The 21,183-nt window shown below is 57.0% G+C and carries 20 protein-coding genes; 5 read left to right on the top strand and 15 right to left on the bottom strand.

The annotated features are described in order from the left end of the window. Window positions 1–93 precede the first annotated feature (93 nt). The gene (locus NH461_RS10565) at window positions 94–936 is read right to left on the bottom strand and encodes a TPR end-of-group domain-containing protein (protein ID WP_261600312.1); all 843 of its coding nucleotides are present in this window, start codon (window positions 934–936) and stop codon (window positions 94–96) included. Window positions 937–1,056: 120 nt separating this feature from the next. Here NH461_RS10565 and NH461_RS10560 point away from each other — a divergent pair, with 120 nt between their 5' ends. Together NH461_RS10560 and NH461_RS10555 are read left to right on the top strand one after the other, a co-directional pair. Next, window positions 1,057–1,248, top strand: a complete 192-nt coding sequence (locus NH461_RS10560; RefSeq protein ID WP_261600311.1) for a hypothetical protein — start codon at window positions 1,057–1,059, stop codon at window positions 1,246–1,248. Window positions 1,249–1,632: 384 nt separating this feature from the next. Beyond that, complete coding sequence (locus NH461_RS10555; protein WP_261600310.1) at window positions 1,633–2,079, top strand: RNA-binding S4 domain-containing protein; 447 nt, start codon at window positions 1,633–1,635, stop codon at window positions 2,077–2,079. Between the two features lie 111 nt (window positions 2,080–2,190). Here the strand turns inward: NH461_RS10555 and NH461_RS10550 are convergent, their stop codons facing one another. The 4 genes from NH461_RS10550 to NH461_RS10535 all read right to left on the bottom strand — a co-directional run bounded on the left by NH461_RS10550 (window position 2,191) and on the right by NH461_RS10535 (window position 4,489). Continuing rightward, window positions 2,191–3,081 carry a dihydrodipicolinate synthase gene (locus NH461_RS10550; protein WP_261600309.1) on the bottom strand — a complete coding sequence of 297 codons (891 nt, stop codon included), beginning with the start codon at window positions 3,079–3,081 and terminating at the stop codon, window positions 2,191–2,193. A gap of 488 nt (window positions 3,082–3,569) precedes the next feature. Then, on the bottom strand, window positions 3,570–3,785 hold the full coding sequence (locus tag NH461_RS10545; RefSeq protein WP_261600308.1) for a hypothetical protein: 216 nt from the start codon (window positions 3,783–3,785) through the stop codon (window positions 3,570–3,572). 258 nt (window positions 3,786–4,043) lie between these two features. Then, a complete protein-coding gene (locus tag NH461_RS10540) occupies window positions 4,044–4,166 on the bottom strand; it encodes a hypothetical protein (protein WP_261600307.1) in 123 nt (40 codons plus the stop codon). Between the two features lie 125 nt (window positions 4,167–4,291). Further along, window positions 4,292–4,489 (bottom strand): hypothetical protein, encoded by a 198-nt coding sequence (locus tag NH461_RS10535; RefSeq protein ID WP_261600306.1) that lies wholly within the window; start codon window positions 4,487–4,489, stop codon window positions 4,292–4,294. Between the two features lie 482 nt (window positions 4,490–4,971). Here NH461_RS10535 and NH461_RS10530 point away from each other — a divergent pair, with 482 nt between their 5' ends. The 3 genes from NH461_RS10530 to NH461_RS10520 are packed head-to-tail and all read left to right on the top strand — an operon-like array spanning window position 4,972 to window position 9,584. Then, on the top strand, window positions 4,972–5,796 hold the full coding sequence (locus NH461_RS10530) for a phosphate/phosphite/phosphonate ABC transporter substrate-binding protein (RefSeq protein ID WP_261600305.1): 825 nt from the start codon (window positions 4,972–4,974) through the stop codon (window positions 5,794–5,796). Between the two features lie 15 nt (window positions 5,797–5,811). Next, a complete protein-coding gene (locus tag NH461_RS10525; RefSeq protein WP_261600304.1) occupies window positions 5,812–8,529 on the top strand; it encodes an ATP-binding protein in 2,718 nt (905 codons plus the stop codon). Continuing rightward, entirely contained in the window at window positions 8,529–9,584 is a 1,056-nt protein-coding gene (locus tag NH461_RS10520; protein WP_261600303.1) for a glycosyltransferase family 4 protein, read from the top strand. Before NH461_RS10525 ends, NH461_RS10520 begins: the two co-directional genes overlap by 1 nt. Before the next feature lie 140 nt (window positions 9,585–9,724). On the opposite strand, the gene NH461_RS10515 is transcribed toward NH461_RS10520, so the two are convergent. From NH461_RS10515 to NH461_RS10470, 10 genes are all read right to left on the bottom strand, one after another. Then, window positions 9,725–11,230: a SpoIIE family protein phosphatase gene (locus tag NH461_RS10515; RefSeq protein WP_261600302.1), complete on the bottom strand. Its 1,506-nt coding sequence runs from the start codon at window positions 11,228–11,230 to the stop codon at window positions 9,725–9,727. Then, a complete protein-coding gene (locus NH461_RS10510) occupies window positions 11,227–11,925 on the bottom strand; it encodes a hypothetical protein (protein WP_261600301.1) in 699 nt (232 codons plus the stop codon). Before NH461_RS10510 ends, NH461_RS10515 begins: the two co-directional genes overlap by 4 nt. After that, window positions 11,922–14,009, bottom strand: a complete 2,088-nt coding sequence (locus NH461_RS10505) for an SLBB domain-containing protein (protein WP_261600300.1) — start codon at window positions 14,007–14,009, stop codon at window positions 11,922–11,924. The genes NH461_RS10510 and NH461_RS10505 overlap by 4 nt, the downstream gene beginning before the upstream one ends. A 9-nt stretch (window positions 14,010–14,018) precedes the next feature. Then, complete coding sequence (locus tag NH461_RS10500; protein ID WP_261600299.1) at window positions 14,019–14,786, bottom strand: OmpA family protein; 768 nt, start codon at window positions 14,784–14,786, stop codon at window positions 14,019–14,021. 1 nt (window position 14,787) lies between these two features. After that, entirely contained in the window at window positions 14,788–15,090 is a 303-nt protein-coding gene (locus NH461_RS10495; protein ID WP_261600298.1) for an STAS domain-containing protein, read from the bottom strand. 118 nt (window positions 15,091–15,208) lie between these two features. Beyond that, window positions 15,209–17,008, bottom strand: coding sequence for a sugar transferase (locus tag NH461_RS10490; RefSeq protein WP_261600297.1), 1,800 nt, complete (start codon window positions 17,006–17,008; stop codon window positions 15,209–15,211). 10 nt (window positions 17,009–17,018) lie between these two features. After that, a complete protein-coding gene (locus NH461_RS10485) occupies window positions 17,019–18,029 on the bottom strand; it encodes a glycosyltransferase (protein ID WP_410000107.1) in 1,011 nt (336 codons plus the stop codon). Next, a complete protein-coding gene (locus NH461_RS10480) occupies window positions 17,980–19,554 on the bottom strand; it encodes a GumC family protein (protein ID WP_261600296.1) in 1,575 nt (524 codons plus the stop codon). The genes NH461_RS10485 and NH461_RS10480 overlap by 50 nt, the downstream gene beginning before the upstream one ends. A 1-nt stretch (window position 19,555) precedes the next feature. Beyond that, window positions 19,556–19,891 carry a hypothetical protein gene (locus NH461_RS10475; protein ID WP_261600295.1) on the bottom strand — a complete coding sequence of 112 codons (336 nt, stop codon included), beginning with the start codon at window positions 19,889–19,891 and terminating at the stop codon, window positions 19,556–19,558. 55 nt (window positions 19,892–19,946) lie between these two features. Next, the gene (locus NH461_RS10470) at window positions 19,947–21,164 is read right to left on the bottom strand and encodes a glycosyltransferase (protein WP_261600294.1); all 1,218 of its coding nucleotides are present in this window, start codon (window positions 21,162–21,164) and stop codon (window positions 19,947–19,949) included. Between the last annotated feature and the right edge of the window lie 19 nt (window positions 21,165–21,183).

The following is a 21,183-nucleotide window of genomic DNA, read 5'->3' as shown; positions in this document are numbered from 1 at the left end:
GATAAACTTTGATGTGTGAACGGGCCGGCCCCCTGAAGATTCTGAGCTCGTCTGCAGGGGGCCGTTCAGTGTCGTTTGGTGCTCCTCAGGGCGTTACTCTGAGGCGTTGATCAGCTCTTCAAATCGCTCATTGCCACGCAGTGACTCGAAGTCCTGCTCTTCGCTGGCCAGCTCGCGCAGGGATGCACTGCCAAGAATTGCCCGCTCGAGATCAGAAATCGCCTGTTCCTCGACCCCCAGGCACGCATAAGCACAGGCGCGCTGATAGAGCGCGTGCGCGTTGGTATTGTCGACCTCCAGCACCCGGTTACAGATGCTCAGTGCCCAGTGGAACTCGCGGATTTCCATCGCAGCATCGGCTTTGTAGGTTAGGGCTTCCAAATCGCCGGGACGGATTTTCAGGATCTCATCATAGATCTCGATTTTCTGTTCGGCGGTTTGTGAGCTTTGTGCCCGGAGCCAGAGGTTATGGACTTCGTTGATGATTTCAATTTCCTTGTTGTTCTGGGCAATGATCCGGGTTTTTCGTTTCAGATCCCGCTCCAGCAACTGGAATTTCTTTTCGTACTGCTGGGCCACTTCCTGCAATTGCCGGTCGGCCATTTGTTTGGTGTTTTCTTTGATTTCCCGGAAGGATTGCCAGCCGATCAGGGCGAACAGTGATGCGGCACCGGCGATCAGATAGAAGAAGTAGGTAACCGTGACGTTGGCATAGTTCATGGACTTATCGGCAACGCCGAGTTCGCGGTCAGTGATCTGAATCGTCAGCCGCCGCTCTAAATCCTGTTGGTCCTGGCGCAGGGATTTGAGTTCATCCAGAACGTATCGCTCCATCAGGGGTTTATCGTAAATACTTTCCTCTGCATACCTTTCCTCTCCCCAAGCCGGCAGGGCCAGCAGGACAATGAGCAGGCAAGACCAAAGCCATCGGGTCATCACATAATCCTTTCATTTCATTTTGATAACATCTTCAATCTGACCCAGCCTATCAGATCTCTTGACTGAAATGCGAGGCACCGCCTGTGAAAAGTCCGCCATTAAGTCAGTAACCTCCGGATGAATAAGGTGTTATACGCCAGCCAATGCGGATACCGTCGGTCGTTCGCAGCCGCCGGCCAGCTGGGCCTGGGCAAGCAGGGTTTGTCGCAGCGCTTCGCGATGCAGCGTTTGATGATGCACGGCGGCAGCTTGGACGGCGGTCGATTGAGCGGTGGTCGTTTGAGTGATGGTCGGTTGAACGTTGGCTGATAATGTATCGCTTGCTGGGATATGAGCAGCAGTTCTTGGTATGTGCCCAGTCGCAGCATGCGCCGGAGAGGTTTCCGTCAGGGAGGGGATCAATACATAGGCTTTATTGAAAATCAGCATGGTCGGGGCCTCTTACAATGGATGTGGCGCTTATGCTGTCGCAATGTGGTTAAAAAAACATCACCCTCGATTGCGACGGATAGGGAGGAGGAGGGAGGCGGAGGGAGGCGTAGATGCTGAGCTGGTCGATTTTGACGGTGATACAATGTCAATCCGATGTCAATGCGATGTCGATCGGCCCGCGTCTTCGGTTGGGAATTCTCCGTGTGCGGTCTGGCTTGAATAGGGTAAACTACGGCGAAACTATTTATTCCGGTTAATCCTATGTCTGATCATGAAAATGAATACGAAGTAGAAGCGTTAGGGGTTGAAGTCTCCAGTCAACCGATTGAACTCTACAAAGTCTTGAAAATTGCCAATGCCGTGAGCGGTGGGGGAGAAGCCAAGTTTGCCATTGCAGAAGGCTATGTGGCGGTCAACGGCGAACTCGAACTACGCAAGCGACGTAAAGTCTATGACGGGGATGTGATTGAGTTTAATGAAGAGTTCTACCTGGTGATTTGTGATCAGCCGGTGGCTGAGGCGCCATTGACTCCTAAAGTCGAGAAAGTGACAAAATCGCAACAGCAGCCGAAACCATCAAAGCCGTCTAAACCCAAATCGACGTCGAAATCTAAACCGGCGTCGAAATCGGCCGGACGTAAACAATCGTCGCCGAAAAAATCCGGCCCCGCGGATCAGACCACTGGACGCAAGCCCATCAGCTTCTAGTCGTATTATCCTCTTGGCTCACTGTGCTCGGCCAAGGCACACGGCCCATAAAAAACGCCTCCGAAACCGGAGGCGTTTTTTGTGTTGGAGCATGCGGTTCTTAGATCGCGATTAGCGGCGGTTCGCCATACGTTTGAACTGATGGCGACGGCCTCGGATGGTAATGCCCATCCGCATGATATTTTCCAGCACCGCCAGACCGCCGTAGCCGCCGTCACCAATATGGACGATATCGGCACCTGCACCTTTGGATTCGGAAGCTACTTTCTCGATGAAGCTCTCACTCGCCCCTTCCTGGGAAGTTCCGATCGCCAGCATGCCCAGCATGCCCGCTTCGTGGACGGCAGTCATCAGTGAGGTCGCCAGGGCCGGATTCATCCCCGGGGTGGTGAACGGCGCCGGGAACATCATGATATCGGCACCGGCTTCGGCGAACTGCGGAATAAAGTCAGTGTTGTAGTCGTTGCCGACACCGCCACCGTGCATCTTACCGGCAATGATCACGATGTCTTGCGAGATTGAGCGGGTCAGGGCAATCGCATCCAGGATGGTTTCCTGGGATACAGCCATCCCCGGGTTCCCGGTGAGCATAATGTAGTTCAGGCCGAGCTCCACGGCACGCTCAACGGTCTCGGCACTTAGCGCACGTCCCGGTGTGATGTCGGTGAAGCCCTGAGGGACCGGCTCCAGATTACACCCCAGAATACGGCCGGACAGTTGTTTCAGATCGGCAACCGTAAAGTGGTCAGCCACGCCATGTGCTTCGGCACCGTTTACGGCCGCTCGTGGATCCATCAGGTCCAGCACGTTCAACGTGATCATATCTGCCCCGAACGCAGCGGCGATTTCAGCCCCGGAGACCAGATCCAGAGGGGGCTCCATCGACACCACATTCTCGACCATCATGGTCCGACCTTCAGAAATCTTGATGCAATTGACGATTTCTTTCCGGCCCATGGTCGCAATGTCCTGGCGGGTAAGATCAAAAATACGTTTTTTCATGGCTTGTTAACTCCATTGAGGTTGCAGGTTTAAAACTGTTTGAAAATAAAGTGAATAGCTGTTTGAAGGCACAATTCAATTTATTTGGAATACTGTCTGAAGTTATTGCTTGGGTTTGCTAGAGAGGTATTTTGGTCTCGTTGTATATTAATTTCAATAGGTGAAATTAATATATTTCAATTCGCCTTTATTAACAGGCTTGATAATATTTCTTTTACCGTTAAAGCGCTTCATGTCATTCCTTTGGCGTATTTTTTCAATTTTACGTGTAAAAGGTGAACATATTTTTCATCAAATTAAATAAATCAGCGGAGATAAACCCGGACGAACCTGTTCAGGTTTTTTCCGGCGGGGACGTATGGTGGAAAAGCGATAGAAAAGAGTGGCGGGGAAAGCCGCGACAGTAAGAAATACAGATCTTGGGAGTCACTTCACAAGTTCGCAGGAGGGAAGTGTGTCGCGGGCACTAAGGGACGTGACGATAGCGGTCAATGGCGCTTATGCCGCAGCAGCTCCAGCTCGATTTCCCGGTTGCTGACGTTGAGCAGAAAGTCCAGGCTGGCCGGGTAATCATTGTTCTGGCTTTTCATATAGGCTGCCAGTAACTTCACGTCATCGGGACGCGGCTTGTAGCTCAGATTCGGAAATGCTGAGTAAATTCGAGTGATTGCTTCTTTCAGTGTTTCGTTTCGGGCGTTGCACATACCTACGTGATCTCGCTACGGTTCAATGGCTAACTCTTTAAGGCGAGACGCATTGTATGCGGGAATTGTGACACGTAAGTTGCAACGGTTTGAGGATGACAACAGATGGTGAGAAAATGCGCGAAGGTTGAGGTGAAAACTCAGGCTAATGACGCCTGGGGATTGCGGTTGTAATCGCGACAACTGGGACCTTGGCCGGTTCCAGTACCATCACCTCGGCAGAGGCACTGCATGCCGAGGTGATGGTAAGAGATCTACTTAAGCGGCTTTTTTCAGCGCTTTTTTCAGCTTCTTCAGTTTGCCTTGCTGCTTGGCAACTTTAGCTTTGCGTGATTTGATCTCTTTTTTCAGTGACTTCACTTTCTTTGATACTTTTGCCATTGTTGTATCTCCTTTCTTCGTGAGTAAATCGGCCCGATGGCCGGTCAAGTTCGCGACTGCCGCGAGCCCGCGGGATGTATGGATCCCCAGGCCGGCGGATGCGAATCATACGGGGACACCGCCATTTATGGTCTCAATGAGGGCGGCGCATCCTCCTGGTGCTCAGCGAGAAACCCGCGAATAAAGCGGCGAATTTCGCGTGCAGCACTCGTATCCAATTGTTCACATAGCGAGATGAAGGTGTCCCGCTCTTCACTGTTAATTCTGATCACCAGCTGGCTGTCTTTCTTGCCAAATTTGATGCGTTTCGTCTTTTCGGCCATGGCAGCCAAGCCTCTGCAATATGTCTTTACGTTGTATATATAGTGTATATACAAAAATCGATATTGCCCGGAATATTCCAGAAAATAATCAACGGAAGGAATATTCTTCGATATCTCTTCCATCATAATGCAATAACAAAAAGGATAATTGCATGAAAATGCAAGAATGGACCATGGAAAAGTAACAGCTAGGGGTGATATCAAGTGAAAATCTGAATTTGAGCACGATGGATCACGTTGAAAATCTTGTTGCAAATTGCCGCTTCAGTGCGAGACAGTTCGCAATATTGAAGTGCAAATACTCTATTTCTATCCCCCGGTTTTCTTTCGGGCCTAAATCATTGTGATATTTCCTGAATAGAGCGAGTTATCTACCTCAGCCAGATTGGCACAGAAATTGAGACTTTCCTGAATAGAATTGAATCACCGCCGCCTGGCGCGAACGACGCCGGTCCGCTGGCCGCTCAAGACAGGAGAGCAACATGCACATGTATAGGCAATACCGACGCTGGATTTTGAGATTTTCTCTGCTATTGGTGGCACTGCTGTCACTTCCGGTGCTGGCGGTGCGGCCGGTTCTGGTGTTTGGGGTGGTGCCGCAGCAGTCGGCGGCCCGGCTGGCAGCCCAGTGGATGCCGCTGCTGGATGTGTGGGGGGACATGGTCGGCGTCGAATTTCGGTTTGCCACGGCGCCGGATATTCCGACTTTTGAAGCCCGATTAAAGGCCGGCGAGTACGATCTGGCGTATATGAACCCTTATCACTTCACCTTGTTCCATCAATCGCCGGGTTACCGGGCGCTGGCACGGGCCAGGGATAAGCGGATCACCGGGATTCTGGTGGCGAAAAAAAGCTGGCAGGGGGATTTAACACAGCTGGAAGGCCAGACCCTGGCCTTCCCGGCGCCCCGGGCTTTTGCGGCCACCGTGCTGACTCAGTCTGAGCTCGATGCCGCCGGGATCCACTACCAGCCTCAGTATGTTGGTTCTCATGATTCGGTTTACTTCTCGGTCGCAAAAGGACTGTTTCCCGCCGGGGGCGGGGTGATCCGCACTTTCAACAGTTTGCCGGATGCGCTCCGGAGCGAATTGATGGTGATCCACCATACTGCGCGCTATACCCCTCACGCTGTCGCGTATCACCCCAAACTGGACGCCGCGACGGTCTCCCGGCTTCGGCAAAGTATTGCGCTCTTGGATCAGCAGGCGGGGGCTGCGATGGCTTTCTCCCAGCTCAATATCAAGGGCTGGCAATTGGCCGCGGATCACGACTGGGATGATGTGGCCGCACTTGGGATCCAGCGCTAGCAAGAAGGATGAACAATGACCCTGCGAATGAAGACGATCCTCGGGATCGCACTGATCGAGGCGCTGGTGTTGGCGGTACTGATTGTTTCCGGAATGCACTGGCTGAAAGATTCCAATGAGCAACGGCTGGAAACCAGTAGTCGGCAGTTGGTTAGTGTGTTTGCCAAAGCGACTCGCGATGCGGTGCTGGCATCCGACCTGGCGTATCTGGACAGTTTCGCGGCCTCGATTGTCAGTGAGCATAATCTGGCTTATATCCGTATCACAGATGGCGACGGGACGGAGCTGGCGGTTCACGGTGACTATCAGGGGGTCGATCGGCAGGTGAAGCCTGTTGATGCTCAGGATGAGGTTTATGATGTCGCCAGTGAGATCCGAGTCGGCAGTCACAGCTTCGGCCTGGTCGAAATGGGGGTTCGGGTCGATGGGTTGCAGCAGTTGCTGAATCATGTCGCCCAGTCCAGCTTAATTCTGGCCGGAGTTGAAATGGTGCTGGTCGCCCTGTTTTCTCTTGCTTTAGGGACGTACCTGATGACCCGGTTGGATCGCCTGAAGTGCGGGGTGGAGGAAGTCGGGCGCTGTGGACCGGGAACGCAAATTGAAATCAACGGCAACGATGAGGTCAGCCGGGTCGGCGAGGCATTTAACCGGATGTCCCGCTCTCTGGCGGAAGCCCAGCAGGCGCTGGAGTTGGAGCACCGCCATCAGCTCGCGTTAGCTGCCAAGGTGAAAGAACTGGCTCAGGTCGCGGAGTGCGCCCGGGATGCCATTGTCATTACCAATGCTGACGGGGAGATCACCTGGGTCAACGGTGCCTTTGAGCAACTGACCGGGTACCGCTTGGCGGAGCTGGATGGTCAAACACCCGGGCGGCTGTTGCAGGGGCAAAACACAGATCCGGAGACCGTGGCGAAGATTCGCCGCAGTTTGGCCGACAACCAACCGGTGCGGGTCGAAATCCTCAATTATCACAAGCGCGGGATGCCGTATTGGGTCGAGCTGGATATCTCACCGGTGTTCAATGAACAAGGGGGGGTGGAGCGGTTTATCGCCGTGCAGCGGGATGTCACCGAGCGGTACCGGGTCGAACGTCAATTGGAAGCGGCGCTGGAGAGTGCGACCAAAGCGACTCAGGCCAAGTCTGAATTTCTCGCTAATATGAGCCATGAGATCCGTACGCCGATGAATGCAGTCATGGGGATCAGTGAGCTCTTGCTGGAAGAAATCACCGAGCCCCATCACCAGGCTCAGCTCCGGTTGATCCACCAGTCCGCGGATAATCTGGTCGCCATTATCAATGACATTCTCGACTACAGCAAAATTGAAGCCGGTAAGCTGACCTTGCAGCATGAGCCATTCGATTTACCGCAGGTGTGTGAGCATGCGCTTGCGCTGTGCGCTTATCAGGCCGGGCAGAAAGGGCTGCATTTGTTGTTGTCGTTGCCAGCGGCCTTCCCGGGTCGGGTGATGGGCGATAAAGGCCGGATTAATCAAGTGCTGATCAATCTGCTTGGCAATGCGATCAAGTTTACCGAATCCGGCCATGTCAAATTGAGTGTGACAGAGGAAGTGAGCAGCCGGCACCAAAGCCGCTACTGCATTGCGGTGGAAGATACCGGCATTGGGATCCCTGCTGATCGCCTGCCGCATATTATGGATAAATTTGAGCAGGTGGATAATTCTGCCACTCGGGAATATCAGGGCACCGGACTGGGCCTGGCGATTTGTAAGCGCCTGGTTGGCTTGTTCGGGGGACAACTGACGGTGCGCTCCACACCGGGACAAGGATCGTGTTTTTCATTTCAAATGACCCTGACGCATGACGGCGAGACCGTTGGCCGGGAAGCGCCGATCCTGGCCGAACAATCCGTGGTGGTAGTTGATGCGTATGCGCCGCGGCAACAGGTGACCCGGCAAGTTCTGGAGCGCTTGGGGGCTGACGTTGCGTCGTTCCCGTCGGTGGAAGCGGCAGAGCAGGCTGGTGCGGTGACCAAGGCTGCTTTCATGGTGGTCGGTCAGCAGGCATTGACCGGCAATATGCCCTGGTGTCGCCGCACAGGGATACAGATCCCGTTGATCGTTCTCAATCATGGACCGGTCGACGAGGGACAGGTACCACAGGGGCCCTGGCGGGTGCTCAACCAGCCGGTCACGGCTGCCAAGCTGGTCGCTTTGCTGGCAGACACGGTGCTTACCCGGCCATCGCTTCCCGGGCAGTCAAGCACGAGCCAAGAGCTGTCAGGCACGGGCCAGGGGCTGCCGGATACGCAACCCAGTGACACCGAGGTACCGGAAGCGGTCGGCCCGTTAACCATCTTGCTGGCTGAAGACAGTCCGATTAACCGACTGCTGGTTGAGAAAATGCTGGCGCATACACCGGCTGAACTGGTGATGGCGGAAAATGGGGCAGAGGCGATTGCCCGCTACGCTGAAGTCGAGCCGGATTTGGTGCTGACGGATATTTCGATGCCGATCAAAAACGGCTATGAAGTGACGGCAGCGATCCGAGCCATGCAAGCGCAGGCGGGAGCACACCAGTGTCCGATTATTGGATTGTCAGCTCATGCGATGAAAGAAGAGCAGCAACAGAGCCTGGCGGCCGGGATGGATGACTACCTGACCAAACCGGTTCGCAAGGCGCAATTGCTGGCCATGATCCAGCGCTGGTCAGCGCCCAGCGGTGACGCATCGGCTCTGGGTCAACAAGATGGGCTCGGGATCAGGAGGTTGTGATGAAAGTGATGCTGTTTTTGGACTCGTCGGGTTTTGGTGGAATTGAATCGCATGTGCTGCAATTGGCCATGATGCTGCACCAGCGGCAGGTTGCGGTTGAAGTGATGTTCTTCCGCCACTATCCCCGCCATCCGCTGTATGCCCGCTTGGCTCAGGCCGGAATTTGCTATCGTTTTGCCCGGGGATCACTGCGGGTTGTTCGTCGGATGCTGTCTGAGTTGGCGGCGATGGATACCCTGCATGCACATGGTTATAAAGCCAGTGTGCTGGCCCGGCTGTTCAAGCCGCTGTGTGCTGCTCGGGTGGTGACGACCTTTCATGCCGGGGAAACCGGCGATCGTAAAGTCCGTTGTTATGAATGGCTCAATCGCCTCACCGCGCCGCTGTCGGATAACCTGGCGGTGAGCGAGTCGATCCGGACGCGGGTGGGCCGGGATTGCAAGGTGGTCCGTAACTTTATCGATACCCGGCAGGTGCTTCCGTGCACCGAGCGCACCGGCGGTCAGTCCCCGTTACGATTTGCATTTGTCGGCCGCCTGAGCCATGAAAAAGGGCTGGACCGCTATCTGGCCTGTGCCCGGCTGTTTCCGGAGCATCAATGGCATGTGTTTGGCGATGGGCCACAAGCTGAACTGCTGAACGAGGCACAGAATTGTATGGTTCACGGCGCTGTGGCTTCCATGGAAACGTACTGGTCGGGTATTGATGTGCTGGTCATGCCGTCCCGCCAGGAAGGGTTGCCGATGGCGGCGATTGAAGCAATGGCCCATGGCACCTTGGTGATCGCGACGCAGGTGGGGCAACTCAGTGAGCTGGTCGATCACCGCTTTCTGGTGCCAGAGCCCGATTGGCAGCAGATCCCGGCGCTGATTGATGTGATCGCCGGTTGGGAGCCCGGTTTGTGGCAGGATTTTCAACGCCGGGCGCAACGTCGGGTGGAGACTCAGTTCAGTGCCAGTGCGCTGTGGCGGGAGTATCAGGCGATTTACCGTTACTGCCCGGCGCAGCAGTCTGCTGAAACAGCCACTGCGGCTCAAACGACGACCGTTGAATGAGCTGGCGCAGTTGTCCTGAGTGGTCATTTCAATGAAGCGGCCCCGGTATCACCGGGGCCATAATATTTTGGCGTTTTGGCGTTTTGGCGTTTTGGCGTTTTGGCGTTTTAGTGCCTCTGTCGCAACCATCATTGCTATCGTTAGCGCTTGATCAGCGTCAGCAGCTTCCGGTCGTCCTGAACTTCCGGCGGGTTGTGTGCCTGTACAATCCCTTGATCTGACAACAGCTCCTGGTGCCACAGCCACTGGTGCAGTGTTTCGCCGGTGACGGGAGGCGGTGCATCAGCGGCAGCAATCGCGTCGGTCAGTTCGCTGACCTGCTCGGCGACGCCGTCACTAAAGCCGTGGATACTGTCGCCGGGGGCCAGTTGGTAACACTGAATCTCAGCGTCGATGACCGGGTCAATCCCGAGCAATCCGAGATTGTGTGGCTGCGCGGCTGGGATCCCCTGTTGTTGTACGATGTAGGGCGGCATGCCGGCGTTGATCACCTGTAGCGTGCCGGTAGCGTCGATCTCCAGAGCCATCAGACACATCAGATGCGGCAGGCGCGGTCCGGTGCGATAGAGCTCCTGGTTGACCTGCGCCATGAAGCGCGAGAGAGTCATATCGGAATGGCTAAGTAAGCCCTGCATATAGCCAATCCAGGCAGCGCCGTTGGCTCGGGCAACCGGTCCGTGTCCCATCTGATCCCCCAGTACCAGCATGGTCCGGTTGTTATCAAACGTTCTGGACAGGAGAAAATCGCCACTGTGCTCCGGGTAACTCTGATGCAGGATCTGCCAGCTCGACGGCATGGCCGGGGTTTCCGCCAGTTGCGGCAACAGGCTGTTCAGCAGCATTTGCTCATAAAGGGTTTCCAGGTTCTGGTGACGGGAGAGCACCCGGGCCAGGCTGTCGAGGAGCACCCCGCGTTTGACCGGTTTAATCAGGTAATCGTCAATCGCTTGCGTGACGGCCCGGTTGCGGGTCGCCGGGAGTTCATCGCCGGTGAGGAATATAAACGGCAGCAGCGAATGTTTCGGCAGCCGCCCGACCTGAAGACGAAACTCAAACCCGGACATGTTCGGCATATGCAGGTCCGTGATCACCAGGTGGCATTCATTTCCGCTCAGCCAGGTCAGTGCTTCGGTCGCCGTACTGAACGTGACGACCTGATAATCCCGGCTCAGGTATTCGCGCAGCAGGGTCAGTTGGCTGACACTGTCATCAATGACCAACACGGTTGGCAGCGGCAGCGTGTCCGGAAGTGCAAAGGCCAGACAATTCTGGCCCGGCAGGTAGTGATACTGATGCTCAGGCAGCAAGGTAGCAATCAGCCCCAGCCCCATGCCGTCGGCGGCCAGCTCGGTCGGTAGGCTGGCCTGCGCCAGTCGCTCGGCCATAAACGCCCAGCCGGGGCCGTCATCCTCAATCTCGAACATCAGCGCCTGCCGTTGCTTGTAAAAACGCAGGATGACATGTGCCGGTGGCTGCTGCTGGTGGCGCAGCAGGTTGGTGATGTACTCGGTGGTGGCCAGCTCGACGGCCTGGGCGGTCGGACCGGCGATTTGCAGCAGGTTCAGCTGACGTTTGAGGTATTGGCGGATCCCGGCCAGGGCAGCAAATGAAATCGGAAACTGGTGACTCAGCAGGCATTGCTTCACAACTGGTACTCTCCTTGTAGTAGCGGGCTGCGGTTGATGCGTTCCGTCAGCCGCTGGCGCAGGCGACGCGGCAGCCAGCTGCCCCGGCTGTTCAGCACCCGGGTGATTTCGCTGGCTAACGTCGGGTAGTGCAAATCATTGATTATAGTCCCGATACACGTCACTTTCCCCTGTTCCAGCCGCTTAATGCTCTGGAACAGGCTATTTTCCGGCGTTTTTGCAGCGGCGGCACAGAGCAGTGCGCCGTCACAGGCTGATCCGATCGCCGTTGCCGATAGGTTCTGCCAGTTGGCGACATATACGGTGCCGGCATCGCACAGGACAAAATCGTATTGCTCCCGCCAGGCGGCGATCGCCTGGTTCAGGCACTGGGGCTGGCGCAGGCTGGTGAGCGTCGCCGGCGAGCTGGGCCGCGGCAGGATCGCCAGATGGCTGTTGGGCTGATAGATCGCCTCGCGCTGACCGGTACCGTCGAGCGACCACGCCGCCGGGGGGATCCCCTGGCCGGTCCCGCTGAAATCGAAGTCGATCAGCAGTACATTGGCATTTTCGCCGCTGAGCCGCTCGGCCAGCCAGCGGCACAGGGTCGAGGTGCCGCAGGCCCGGCTGGCCCCGGCGAGGGTGATCACCCGGGCACCGCTCTGGTACACCTGCTGAAACAACAAATCAAATTCCTGACTGAGCCAAGGGGTCATAGGGCTGCTCCCAGTACAATTAAGGTCACCATCGATAACACATCCCGCAATCCCTGACGCAGTTGCGAGGGCGCAGAGTCTTCTTTATTCGGGACATAGACCGTGTCTCCCGGGCGCAGCATCGGTAGGGGATGGTCCGCCGGGTCGTTGACATAGTCGCGCAGGTTGAAGGCTTGAGATTCATCGCTGCAGCAGGAGGTGTTGACGATCATGATCCGCTCAATAAAGGCATTCTCGGTCGGGCCGCCGGCCTCGGCCAGCAGATCAAGCAGTGACATTTCCTGGCTGAAGGTGTAGCGGCCGGGCGTGGTGACTTCTCCCATCAGTCGGACGACTTTATCGGAAGGTTTATCCAGCCAGTCGGCATCGAGTTTGGGGACATAAATCACATCTCCGGGGACGACTGTGGGCAGGAGCGATTCATCCCCGGTTTCGAAATAAAGGGCCAGGTCAAATTTGCTGACGCTGGCGGTCGGGCCGTCTCGGTGGCTGATACGCAGCTGACGTAAATTGGCATCACCGTTGGGGCCGTCGGCTGCGGCAAGAATATCCAGAATACCCAGCTCTCGGTTAAAGGCGTAGCGGCCCGGCGCGCCGACCTGGCCGAAGACGTAAATGGAATCTTCGGCAGACTGGCGAACCCAACTGGCTTTGTTATCGGTGGGATCTTTGGGCAGCTCATCGACGATGATGGTGTCACCCGCTTTGAGCATCGGTAAGGTGGCAAAGTCCCCGCCCTGATTGATGAAAGCTTCCAGGTTGAAGCGGGTCAGGTTGTTGTTGCCGCTGCCCTGATGCAGGATCCGGATATTGGCCAGGTTGGCTTCCTGATTCGGGCCGCCGGCATGGGCAAGCACATCGAGAAAGCCCATGCTGCTGTCCCATTCGAACCGGCCGGGGTTATATACCGCCCCGATGATTTTAATTGCCCGATCATTGGTGACTTTCAGCCAGGACTTTTCGTTGAAATCAATTTTCTCCGGTACGAAAATGACATCCCCCGGACGCAAGTCCGGCAAAGGATGGCGGGCCGGATTCTGGCTGTAATGCACCAGGTTGACCAGCAGGGCCGGGCCATTATCGCGCAGTACCCGGATCTGGGTGGTATCGGCGAACCGGGTCGGTCCGCCGGCATTGGCCAGCACATCCATAAATCCGGCACCGGTACTGTTTTCATACGCGCCGGGCGCCTGGACTTCCCCCATAATGTACACGGTGCGCTGGGTGGTACTGATCTCTTCGACTTCGATAGGCGCAAAGATAATGCTGCCGGGTTGAATGGGCGGTAACTGCTCGGTCTTGCCGGAATCTAAATAGGCCTTGAGATCGAACAGGGTGGGTTGGTTATGGGTGATCACCCGGATCTTGGTGACATCGGCGTAACGCGTGACCCCGCCGGCGCGCATGACGGCATCGACCACGCTCATGCCCGGTTTGAAACTGAATGTGCCCGGATTGCGAAATTCACCGAACAGGGTGAGTCCGCTCTGTTGCTCTGCGTCACCGGCTTCGACCAGTGAGGCGGCATCAAACTGGATTTCGACATTGCCCAGTTGCGGCGAGGCGGCAACGAAAACCGTATCGCCACTTTCCAGCGCCGGCAGCAAGCTGAGATCGCCGCTATCGAGATACGATTTGTAATTCAGATGCCGGGATTGCCCGTCGCGGGTGAGTTGCAACTTATCGAGTTGGGCTCCGGGTTTCAGCCCGCCGGCTGCTGTCAGGGCCATTTGGATATTGGCGTCGGCTGCCAATGTCACTGTGCCGGGTTGGTTGACATAGCCCAGCACGCGAACTCGGATTTCACTGCTGAGCAAGCTGAGGGAAAACTCATCCAGATTCCGGTACACCGCGGCCAGCCGTTGGCGGATTTGTTGCTGGGCCTGCTGTTCATCCATCCCGGCAACGGACACTGCCCCCACTTCCGGCAGCAGCAGCTGTCCGCTGTCGCTGATGATGAAAGGTTGGTTGAATGCTTCCTCGCCCGGAAGCTGAATGTTGACCACATCTCCCGGTGCCAGCGTTTGGGCTTGGAGCCAGGCGGGGCATAAGAAGATCAGCAGACAAAGCAAAATCCGTTTCATAGCGACTCCCTAGGGGTGCTGATGCCAGTGTCTGATTGCGTGAACGCCCGGTGAAGGTACGGTAGAGGATGACTTCTCGGACAGCTCGGCAATCACCGTGCGTTCGGCCAGCGCGGCGGTACGGTCCGCGCCCGGATGGGCAAACTGATCACCGTGGCTGCGGGTGGTCAGTTGCGACGGAGACACGCCCTGAGTGACCAGGAATTCTTTCACACGGTTGGCGCGGCGCAGTCCCAGTTGCTGGTTATAGGGCGTGGTGGCCTTGGCATCGGTATAACCGGTTAAGGTGATCAGCCAGTTGTCGCGGCGTTTTAAAATGGCGGCTGCATGGCGCAGGGCCTGCTGGTAGTCGGGCAGCAGCGCACTTTGATCCAGCGCGAACTGGTTGTCGACGGAGAAATACAGCATCAACTGGCGTCGCTCCTGAGCCACAGAAGCCCGGTTGATGCACTGGGTGTGCTCTTCCAGCCAGTCGAGCTGGTGGGTGATCAGGTGGACCTGCTCGTTGGCATCAATCAAAGAGTGTTGCACATCTTTATCGAACCCGGCTTCAGCTTCCTGCTTGGCCTTCAGGTAAAGGCGCTGCAACACCTGCAACTGGCCCGGCAGGCATTCGCGGGCACCGCGGTTGGCCAACACTTCGATCTCCAGCCGTAGGTGTTCCACCTGGTGAACCAGTGCCAGATCGGCTTGGTTCAGCCTGGGATAGTGGGTGTTATCCCAGGTTGCACAGCCGCCGAAGAGCAGCAGGGGAAAAAGGATCAACCGTCTGTCCATGTTAAATCTCCGCACTGGTGATTAAAGGGATCACTTTGTCGATGCGCAGCATATTCATGAGCTGGCGGGGCTGGCCGTTGACATTGAGCAGGCGCAGGGTTCGGCCGCGGCTGCGCAGGCGTTTGTACAAAAAGACAATCGCGCCGATCCCGCAGGAGTCGATAAAGCTGACCTGGGTTAAATCCAGGATCACTTCCGTTTGCTCGGTCTGGCTCAGGGTCTCGAAATCGGCTTCAAGCTGCTTCGCCGCATAAGCGTCAAATTCGTTTGCCAAGGTCAGGGCAATTGCTTCGGTCTTTTCCATCACTGCTTCTCCTGAACAAGATGATCAATAAGGTGCACTCAACCGGTCTGTTTAACTGGGTCTGTTTCTTTGGTTTTTAACACTGAGTTTCTATACATAAACAAGTTGCATGCCAAGGTTACTGTCCGCGGCCGGCCATCATGATCCAGGCGGTTTTACCGATAATGCGTAAATCCATCATAAGCCATTGAAATGGCGAGCTAAGTGCCGTGGAGTAAGCATGGTCCCACAGCAGTTTGTGCTTCACATCGTCCAGGGTTTCGTCGTAGCCGTTATTGACCTGCGCCAGTCCGGTGATCCCCGGTTTCAGACCGGCGGTGCGCTCGGCATAAAATGGCAATGCATTTTGCAAATCGCCACAGAATTCAGGCCGTTCCGGCCGCGGGCCGATCAGCGACATGTCGCCCCGGAGCACATTGAGAAACTGCGGCAGCTCGTCCAGACGGGTTTTACGCAGGAACTTACCAACCCGGGTCACCCGGGGATCCTGCCGGGACGCCCAGACCGCGCCGGTCTCTTTTTCGGCAAACTGCCCCATCGAACGAAACTTGATCATGTGGAACAGCTCGACCCGGTGATGATGGATCTGGCCCACCCGTAGCTGACGGAAAAACACCGGCCCCGGGGATTCCAGCTTGATGGCCAGCGCAATCAGCGGCCACAGCGGCAGGGTCAGGAGCAGGCCAAGGGTACTGAGCACCAGATCGGAGAGACGCTTGAGGATCCGCGTCGACAAGCTCTGGTACAGATGCAGGGCCGCAGCGGGCTGCCACCCCTGGCGATACTGTCCGCACAGGTAAGCCACCATGCCTTTCAGCGACGCCGCGTAACCACGTACCAGATAATTGAGCTTGACCAGAACCCCGGCGCGCACGCCGATCTCGGGCAGCAACGCCAGGCTGTATCCCAGGATCTGCGCGATGCTGAGCCCGGTGGCGATCAGGCTGCCGTTGAGCGCCAGAGCGAAGGAGAGCAACAGAAACAGGAGCAGGATAAAGGGCATCAGGGTGCGGAGCCCTTTGCCGGACATGAAGATCCAGGCACTGGTGAGCAGGGACGGGCGCAGCAGAAAGCGGCAGCGGATCAGCTGTTGCAGGTTACCGGCCCCGATCCGCTCGCGGCGGTGCTGGTCCTGCTGATCACTGGTCGGGGCCATCTCCACGCTGTTGATCGCTTGATTCAGCAACACCTGATAGCCCTGTTCGATAATGCTCATCGGCAGCATGAAGTCATCATTGATGGTGTCGTGCGGCAGTGGGCGGAACAGGGCGGTGCGCATGATGTAAAACGCGCCGCTGCCGCCCATGACATTGCCCAGGGCGGATTCGGAGCGACGGATCTGATTTTGCCAGGCCCAGTATTGCGCTTCGCCCGGTTGCGGGGTCGCCAGCAGGTACTGGCTGGTGAGCGCCCCGATGGCCGGATCGGCAAAAGCGGCGACACTCTGTTGCAGGGCATCAATTGAAATCAGTGCCGAGACGTCGGTCAGTGCCGCGAAGGTTTCATGCTCCCGGGCCAGGTCCATCAGTTGGTTCAGGCGATAGAGCTTGCCGCGGTTATCCGGCGCATCGATCAGGGTCAGCTGAAGACCGGCAGCATCGAGTCGGGGCTGCCAGTTGCGGATCTTCTCGGCGGTATCGTCGCTGCAACCGTCACAGGCAATGTACAGGTGCAGCTTGTCTGCCGGGTAATCCAGGCTGATCAGGTTCGCCAGTTTGGCTTCGATGTAGTCGCTTTCGTTATAGGCGCACATCACGATAGCCACTTTCGGCCAGTCACCGGAGGCTGCCGTAACAGCAGTATCCGTGCTTTGGCGGCTGCGCCACCGGCTCAACAGGAGCATCACAGGTAAATAGATCAGGTGGTGATAGATAATCAGCACCGCCAGGACAATCAAGGCTCCCCAAACCCAAGCCATACCATTCTCCTTAATATTGACAAGCCAGCTGTTCGTAGCGGGCGACTGTGGTACGAATGTCGGCCACCCGGGCGACAAACTGCTGGTTCAGCTCACGGTACTTGTGATGCTGGATGTTGATTTTTGAGGCCAGGATCCGCGCCAGTGACCGGCTGTCTCCGGGCGAAAACAGGGTGCCGGTCGCCGGGTTGGTCAGCTCCGGAATGGCTCCGACCCGGCTGGCGACAACACTGCACCCGCAGGCCTGAGCTTCAAGCAGCGCCAGCGGCAGCCCTTCGCGTACCGACGGCAGGCAAAACAGGTCGATGGCCTGGTAGAACCGGTGCATGTCTTTGACATGGCCGAGCCAGCTGATGCGCTCGGCGACGCCAAGCTCGGTTGCCATCTGTTGCCAGTGTGAGCGCATGTCGCCATCTCCGGCGATCGTGACATGGATGGGCTGCGACAGTGCCGGCAGCGTTGAAATCAGGGTTTCCAGTGCTTTTTCCGGCACCAGTCGCCCGGCACAGCCAATCAGAAAGGCATGCTCCGGCAGATGAAAGTGCGCTCTGGCCTCAGTCACGTTGCCCGGGGTGAAGGTCCGGGTATCGATGCCGTTGAGGATCACCAGCGGCGCGGCCGTGTCGAGTTGTTCTGCCAGCGCGTTGGCCACCATCGGGGCATCAGCGACCAGCCGGATGTTCCGATTGAGCAGCAGCCGGGTGAGCCAGCGCTGCTTGGGATCCTCCAGGTGCCAGGCGTCATGCTCGGTATGCACGTGGCGGCAGTTCTCGCCCAGCAGGGCCAGCTTGCCGTACAGCAGAGGGCCGAGATGGTGGGTATGGATGGCCTGTGCCTGATGGCGGTGGATCAATTGCCGCAGTTGCCGAACTGACTGCCAGGAAAAACCGGCCGGTTTATCCAAAAAATGCAGCCGATCACCAAATTCGCGCAGCAAAGGCCACTGGCGCAGGCTGTCCTCCCGGCTGCCTTCAAGAGCGACCAGGTGCATCGGGCAGCTTGCATGGCGCAGCAGGTTCAGACACAGGACTTCGATGCCGCCGGGTCGAAGGTGCTGAACAATTTGGATGATTGTTGCCGAAGTTGGTGTCTTCATAGGTGCGATCCTCATCTGGACGTCGCAAGGCCGGGATCCGTCCCAGAACGGCTGTCCGGGTGATCCGCTGTACCTGCTCAGTGGCGTAAATTCGGGTATCTGTCAGGACCATCAGGGTGGTCATGGACAGGCCAAGCCCCAGGCCGCCGACGATGCCGAGGACAAAACTGATCCACCAGGGCCAGTTGGTCGGCTGGGACGGGGTATAGGGGGTATCGATAATTTTCAGCTTATCCCGCTCTTCGAAGCGGCCCAGTTGGCCGGTCACCTGCGCCATTTCGTAGCGCTCCAGTAACCGGTTGTAGATTTTTTCTTTTACCTCGAAATTACGCTCCAGCGATTTGAGCGATTTTTCGAGGTTGGCAAACTCGGCCCGCTTGCGGGTCAGGCTCCGGATTTGCTCCCGCAGCACCTGCTGTTTCTGTGCCAGCGCGTCAATATTGCTCTCGGCTTGCTGGTACTGCTCCAGCTGGCTGATCAGCAAGGGGCGGCTGGCCGCATCCGGGTGATCGCTTTGGTTGGCGGCCACGGTCCAGAGCTGGTTCAGCTCGGCTTCACTCAGGTGACTCTGTTGGGCCAGCAGGCGCTTGGACTCCTGACGCAGGGTGTTGACCCGGCGTAGCATGGCTTTGACCTCCGAGTGTTGGTCGGTGTAGCGGGCCCGGAGAATTGTGAGCTTGGCTTCGGCCTGGATCAGCTCGTCTTCCAGCAGCGACATCACCGGATTGGCGTTGATCAGCCGCTTCTTCAGCACTTCCCGCTCGGCTTCGGCCTGCTTCAGCGCCAGTTCGGCTTCCCGTAGCTGAGATTCGAGCTGAGCCACATTCTGGGTCTGGCTGCCCTGAATTTGCGGCAGGTTATCGATGTTTTCTTGCTTGAATCTGGCCAGGGTGCCTTCCGCCGCTTCCAGTTCTGATTGAGTTTCACGTAGCTGCTGCTCCAGGAACTGCTCTGAGCTGGAGACCGAGGCTTTTCCCGGCGCTTGCAGCCGCTCCAGAAACTGTTTTGACACCGCTTCCAGGATCGGCACCATCTGCTCGGGTCGGTCCCAGCTAAGGCCAATTTTGATCAGATCTGAACCGGCCAGCGACAGGCGGAGCCCGCCGGAGAGCTTGTTGCGCATCCGGTTCAGTTCGTAAGGCGTTTCATCGGGCACCAGCGCCAGGGTGGTCATCACTTCGTTCAGGATGTAGCGGCTGTGGATCATCACCCGCAGGGCTTCCATCCGCTCCTCAAGATGGAACGAAATCGAGAGATCCTCCAGAAACGGGTTCATCAGTGCTGTCTCCTGAACCAGAATCGTGGTGTGGGAGTAATAGTGCTTGGGTTTGAGACCGTTGATGAAGGTGGCGACGAATGGCAGTAACACCATTGGCAACACGATCAGGTAGCGGTACTTCCACAGCGCCTGCAGGATCGGATACAGCTGGGCAAAGAAACGTTGACGCATCTTAAGGCTCCCTGATGATCACCGTATCGGCCGATTGCCGGGGCTGGTATTGCTCGTTCAACCGGATGCTGTGCTGTTTGGCTAGTTGGCGAATCGACTTGATGCGTTGCTGGCTGATATGCAGGGCGCGAAACGGCTGCTCATGGCTGGATGGCGCGACATCGAGCGTCCAGGCCGGTGCGGTGTTGAATAGCGCAGTAATGTCGTCTTTCTGCCGGGCCGTGAGCGTGGTTTGCTCCTGGCTGTAATACAGCTCGAGACGCTGCGCGGGCTGAATACCGGGGGATACGCACCCGGAGAGCAGTAGTATCGCGAAGGCGGTCCATAACGCTTTCATCGGCGGCTCCTGATCTGACCATGGGTTGATATCAGATCAGGAGCAAGGAGAGTGCCTAAATGATGCTGAATTCAGGCAAGCAGGTCTGTTTTTCTTCTAAGATACTGTTTATCAAGGTTAATACAGTATCTCCCCGCATGTCCCAGCTTTCGTTCACCATGTGCTGACGGGCTGTTTTCCGATATTGCAAACGATGTTGCTGGCTGAGGTGGCAAAATGCGTCGATGGCGTCCAGCCAGTCCTGTTGGGAGGTGGCGACGGAAACCAGACACGGATACTGTCGGGCGGCGGGAAAGTTGCTGCTGATCACCGGGCAGCCTGCAGCCAGGTATTCCCGCAGTTTGAGCGGATCGCAGGCGCGGATCTGGGCGTTATCGACAAACGGCAGGAGCGCGGCGTCCCAGTGTTGGACATATTGGGCCAGATGCTGATGCGGAACCGGCGGGTGAAATTTGATGTTGTCGCAGGCGTCGAGCAGCGGGCTCTCGCAGTCACGGCGGCCGATCAGGTGGAAGTCGACTTCGGGCCGTGCGGCGGCCAGTTCGCACAGCAGGGTCTGATCCAGCCACTGGTTCAGGCTGCCGTAGAATCCGACTTTATAGCGCCCCTGCGTGGGGGACGGCGCAGGCGGATACGGATCCGGCTGCGGCGCGGCAAAGCGATGAAAGTCGACGCCGTGGCGCAGCAGATGGGTGTTCTGCGGTGAAAGCTGACTCATTTTCCCGACCAGTGCCGGGCTGGCACACAGGATCAGATCGGCGCGCTTTGCCATGCGTTCCTCCATCTGCTTGACCCGGGTGTGGTCCACCCCGGCGAGGCCGGAAAAATCATCGCCGCAGTAGTAAATCACCACATCGGCCTGTAAGGCATCCAGATAGTCGACGGCGCTGGGCAGGGCAGCCCAGACCACCCGCAGATGGCGCTTTCGTGCCAGTTGGCGTCGCACGGACAATTGATTGAACCACCGCAGCAGTGGGTGCTCCGCTAACGGCCAGACCAGCGGGTGGATCACGGGAAAGGGCGGTGGGAGGTCGTCCCGGCATGGGGTTACGGTGAGCGCGTTGCGCAGCTTTTCCCGGATCCGGGCCAGATCCCGGGGGCTCGGTGAGGGTTTGCGCAGGCCGATGGAGTTGATCCACTGAATCGAAGCAAACTGATGTTGCAACGTGTTCACAATATGCTGTGAGCTGGACGGGTGACGGTTGTAATCTTCGCCGAAGACGATGAGCTCTTTCATGAACGCAGCTTCTTTGTTAATTGCATGTTCTTTCATGAGCACAGCTTCTTTGATA

The sequence above is a fragment of the Photobacterium sp. TY1-4 genome, from assembly GCF_025398175.1.
Classification (GTDB): domain Bacteria; phylum Pseudomonadota; class Gammaproteobacteria; order Enterobacterales; family Vibrionaceae; genus Photobacterium.
Note: the sequence above shows the minus strand (reverse complement) of the source record. Positions and strands in the feature narration are given on the sequence as shown.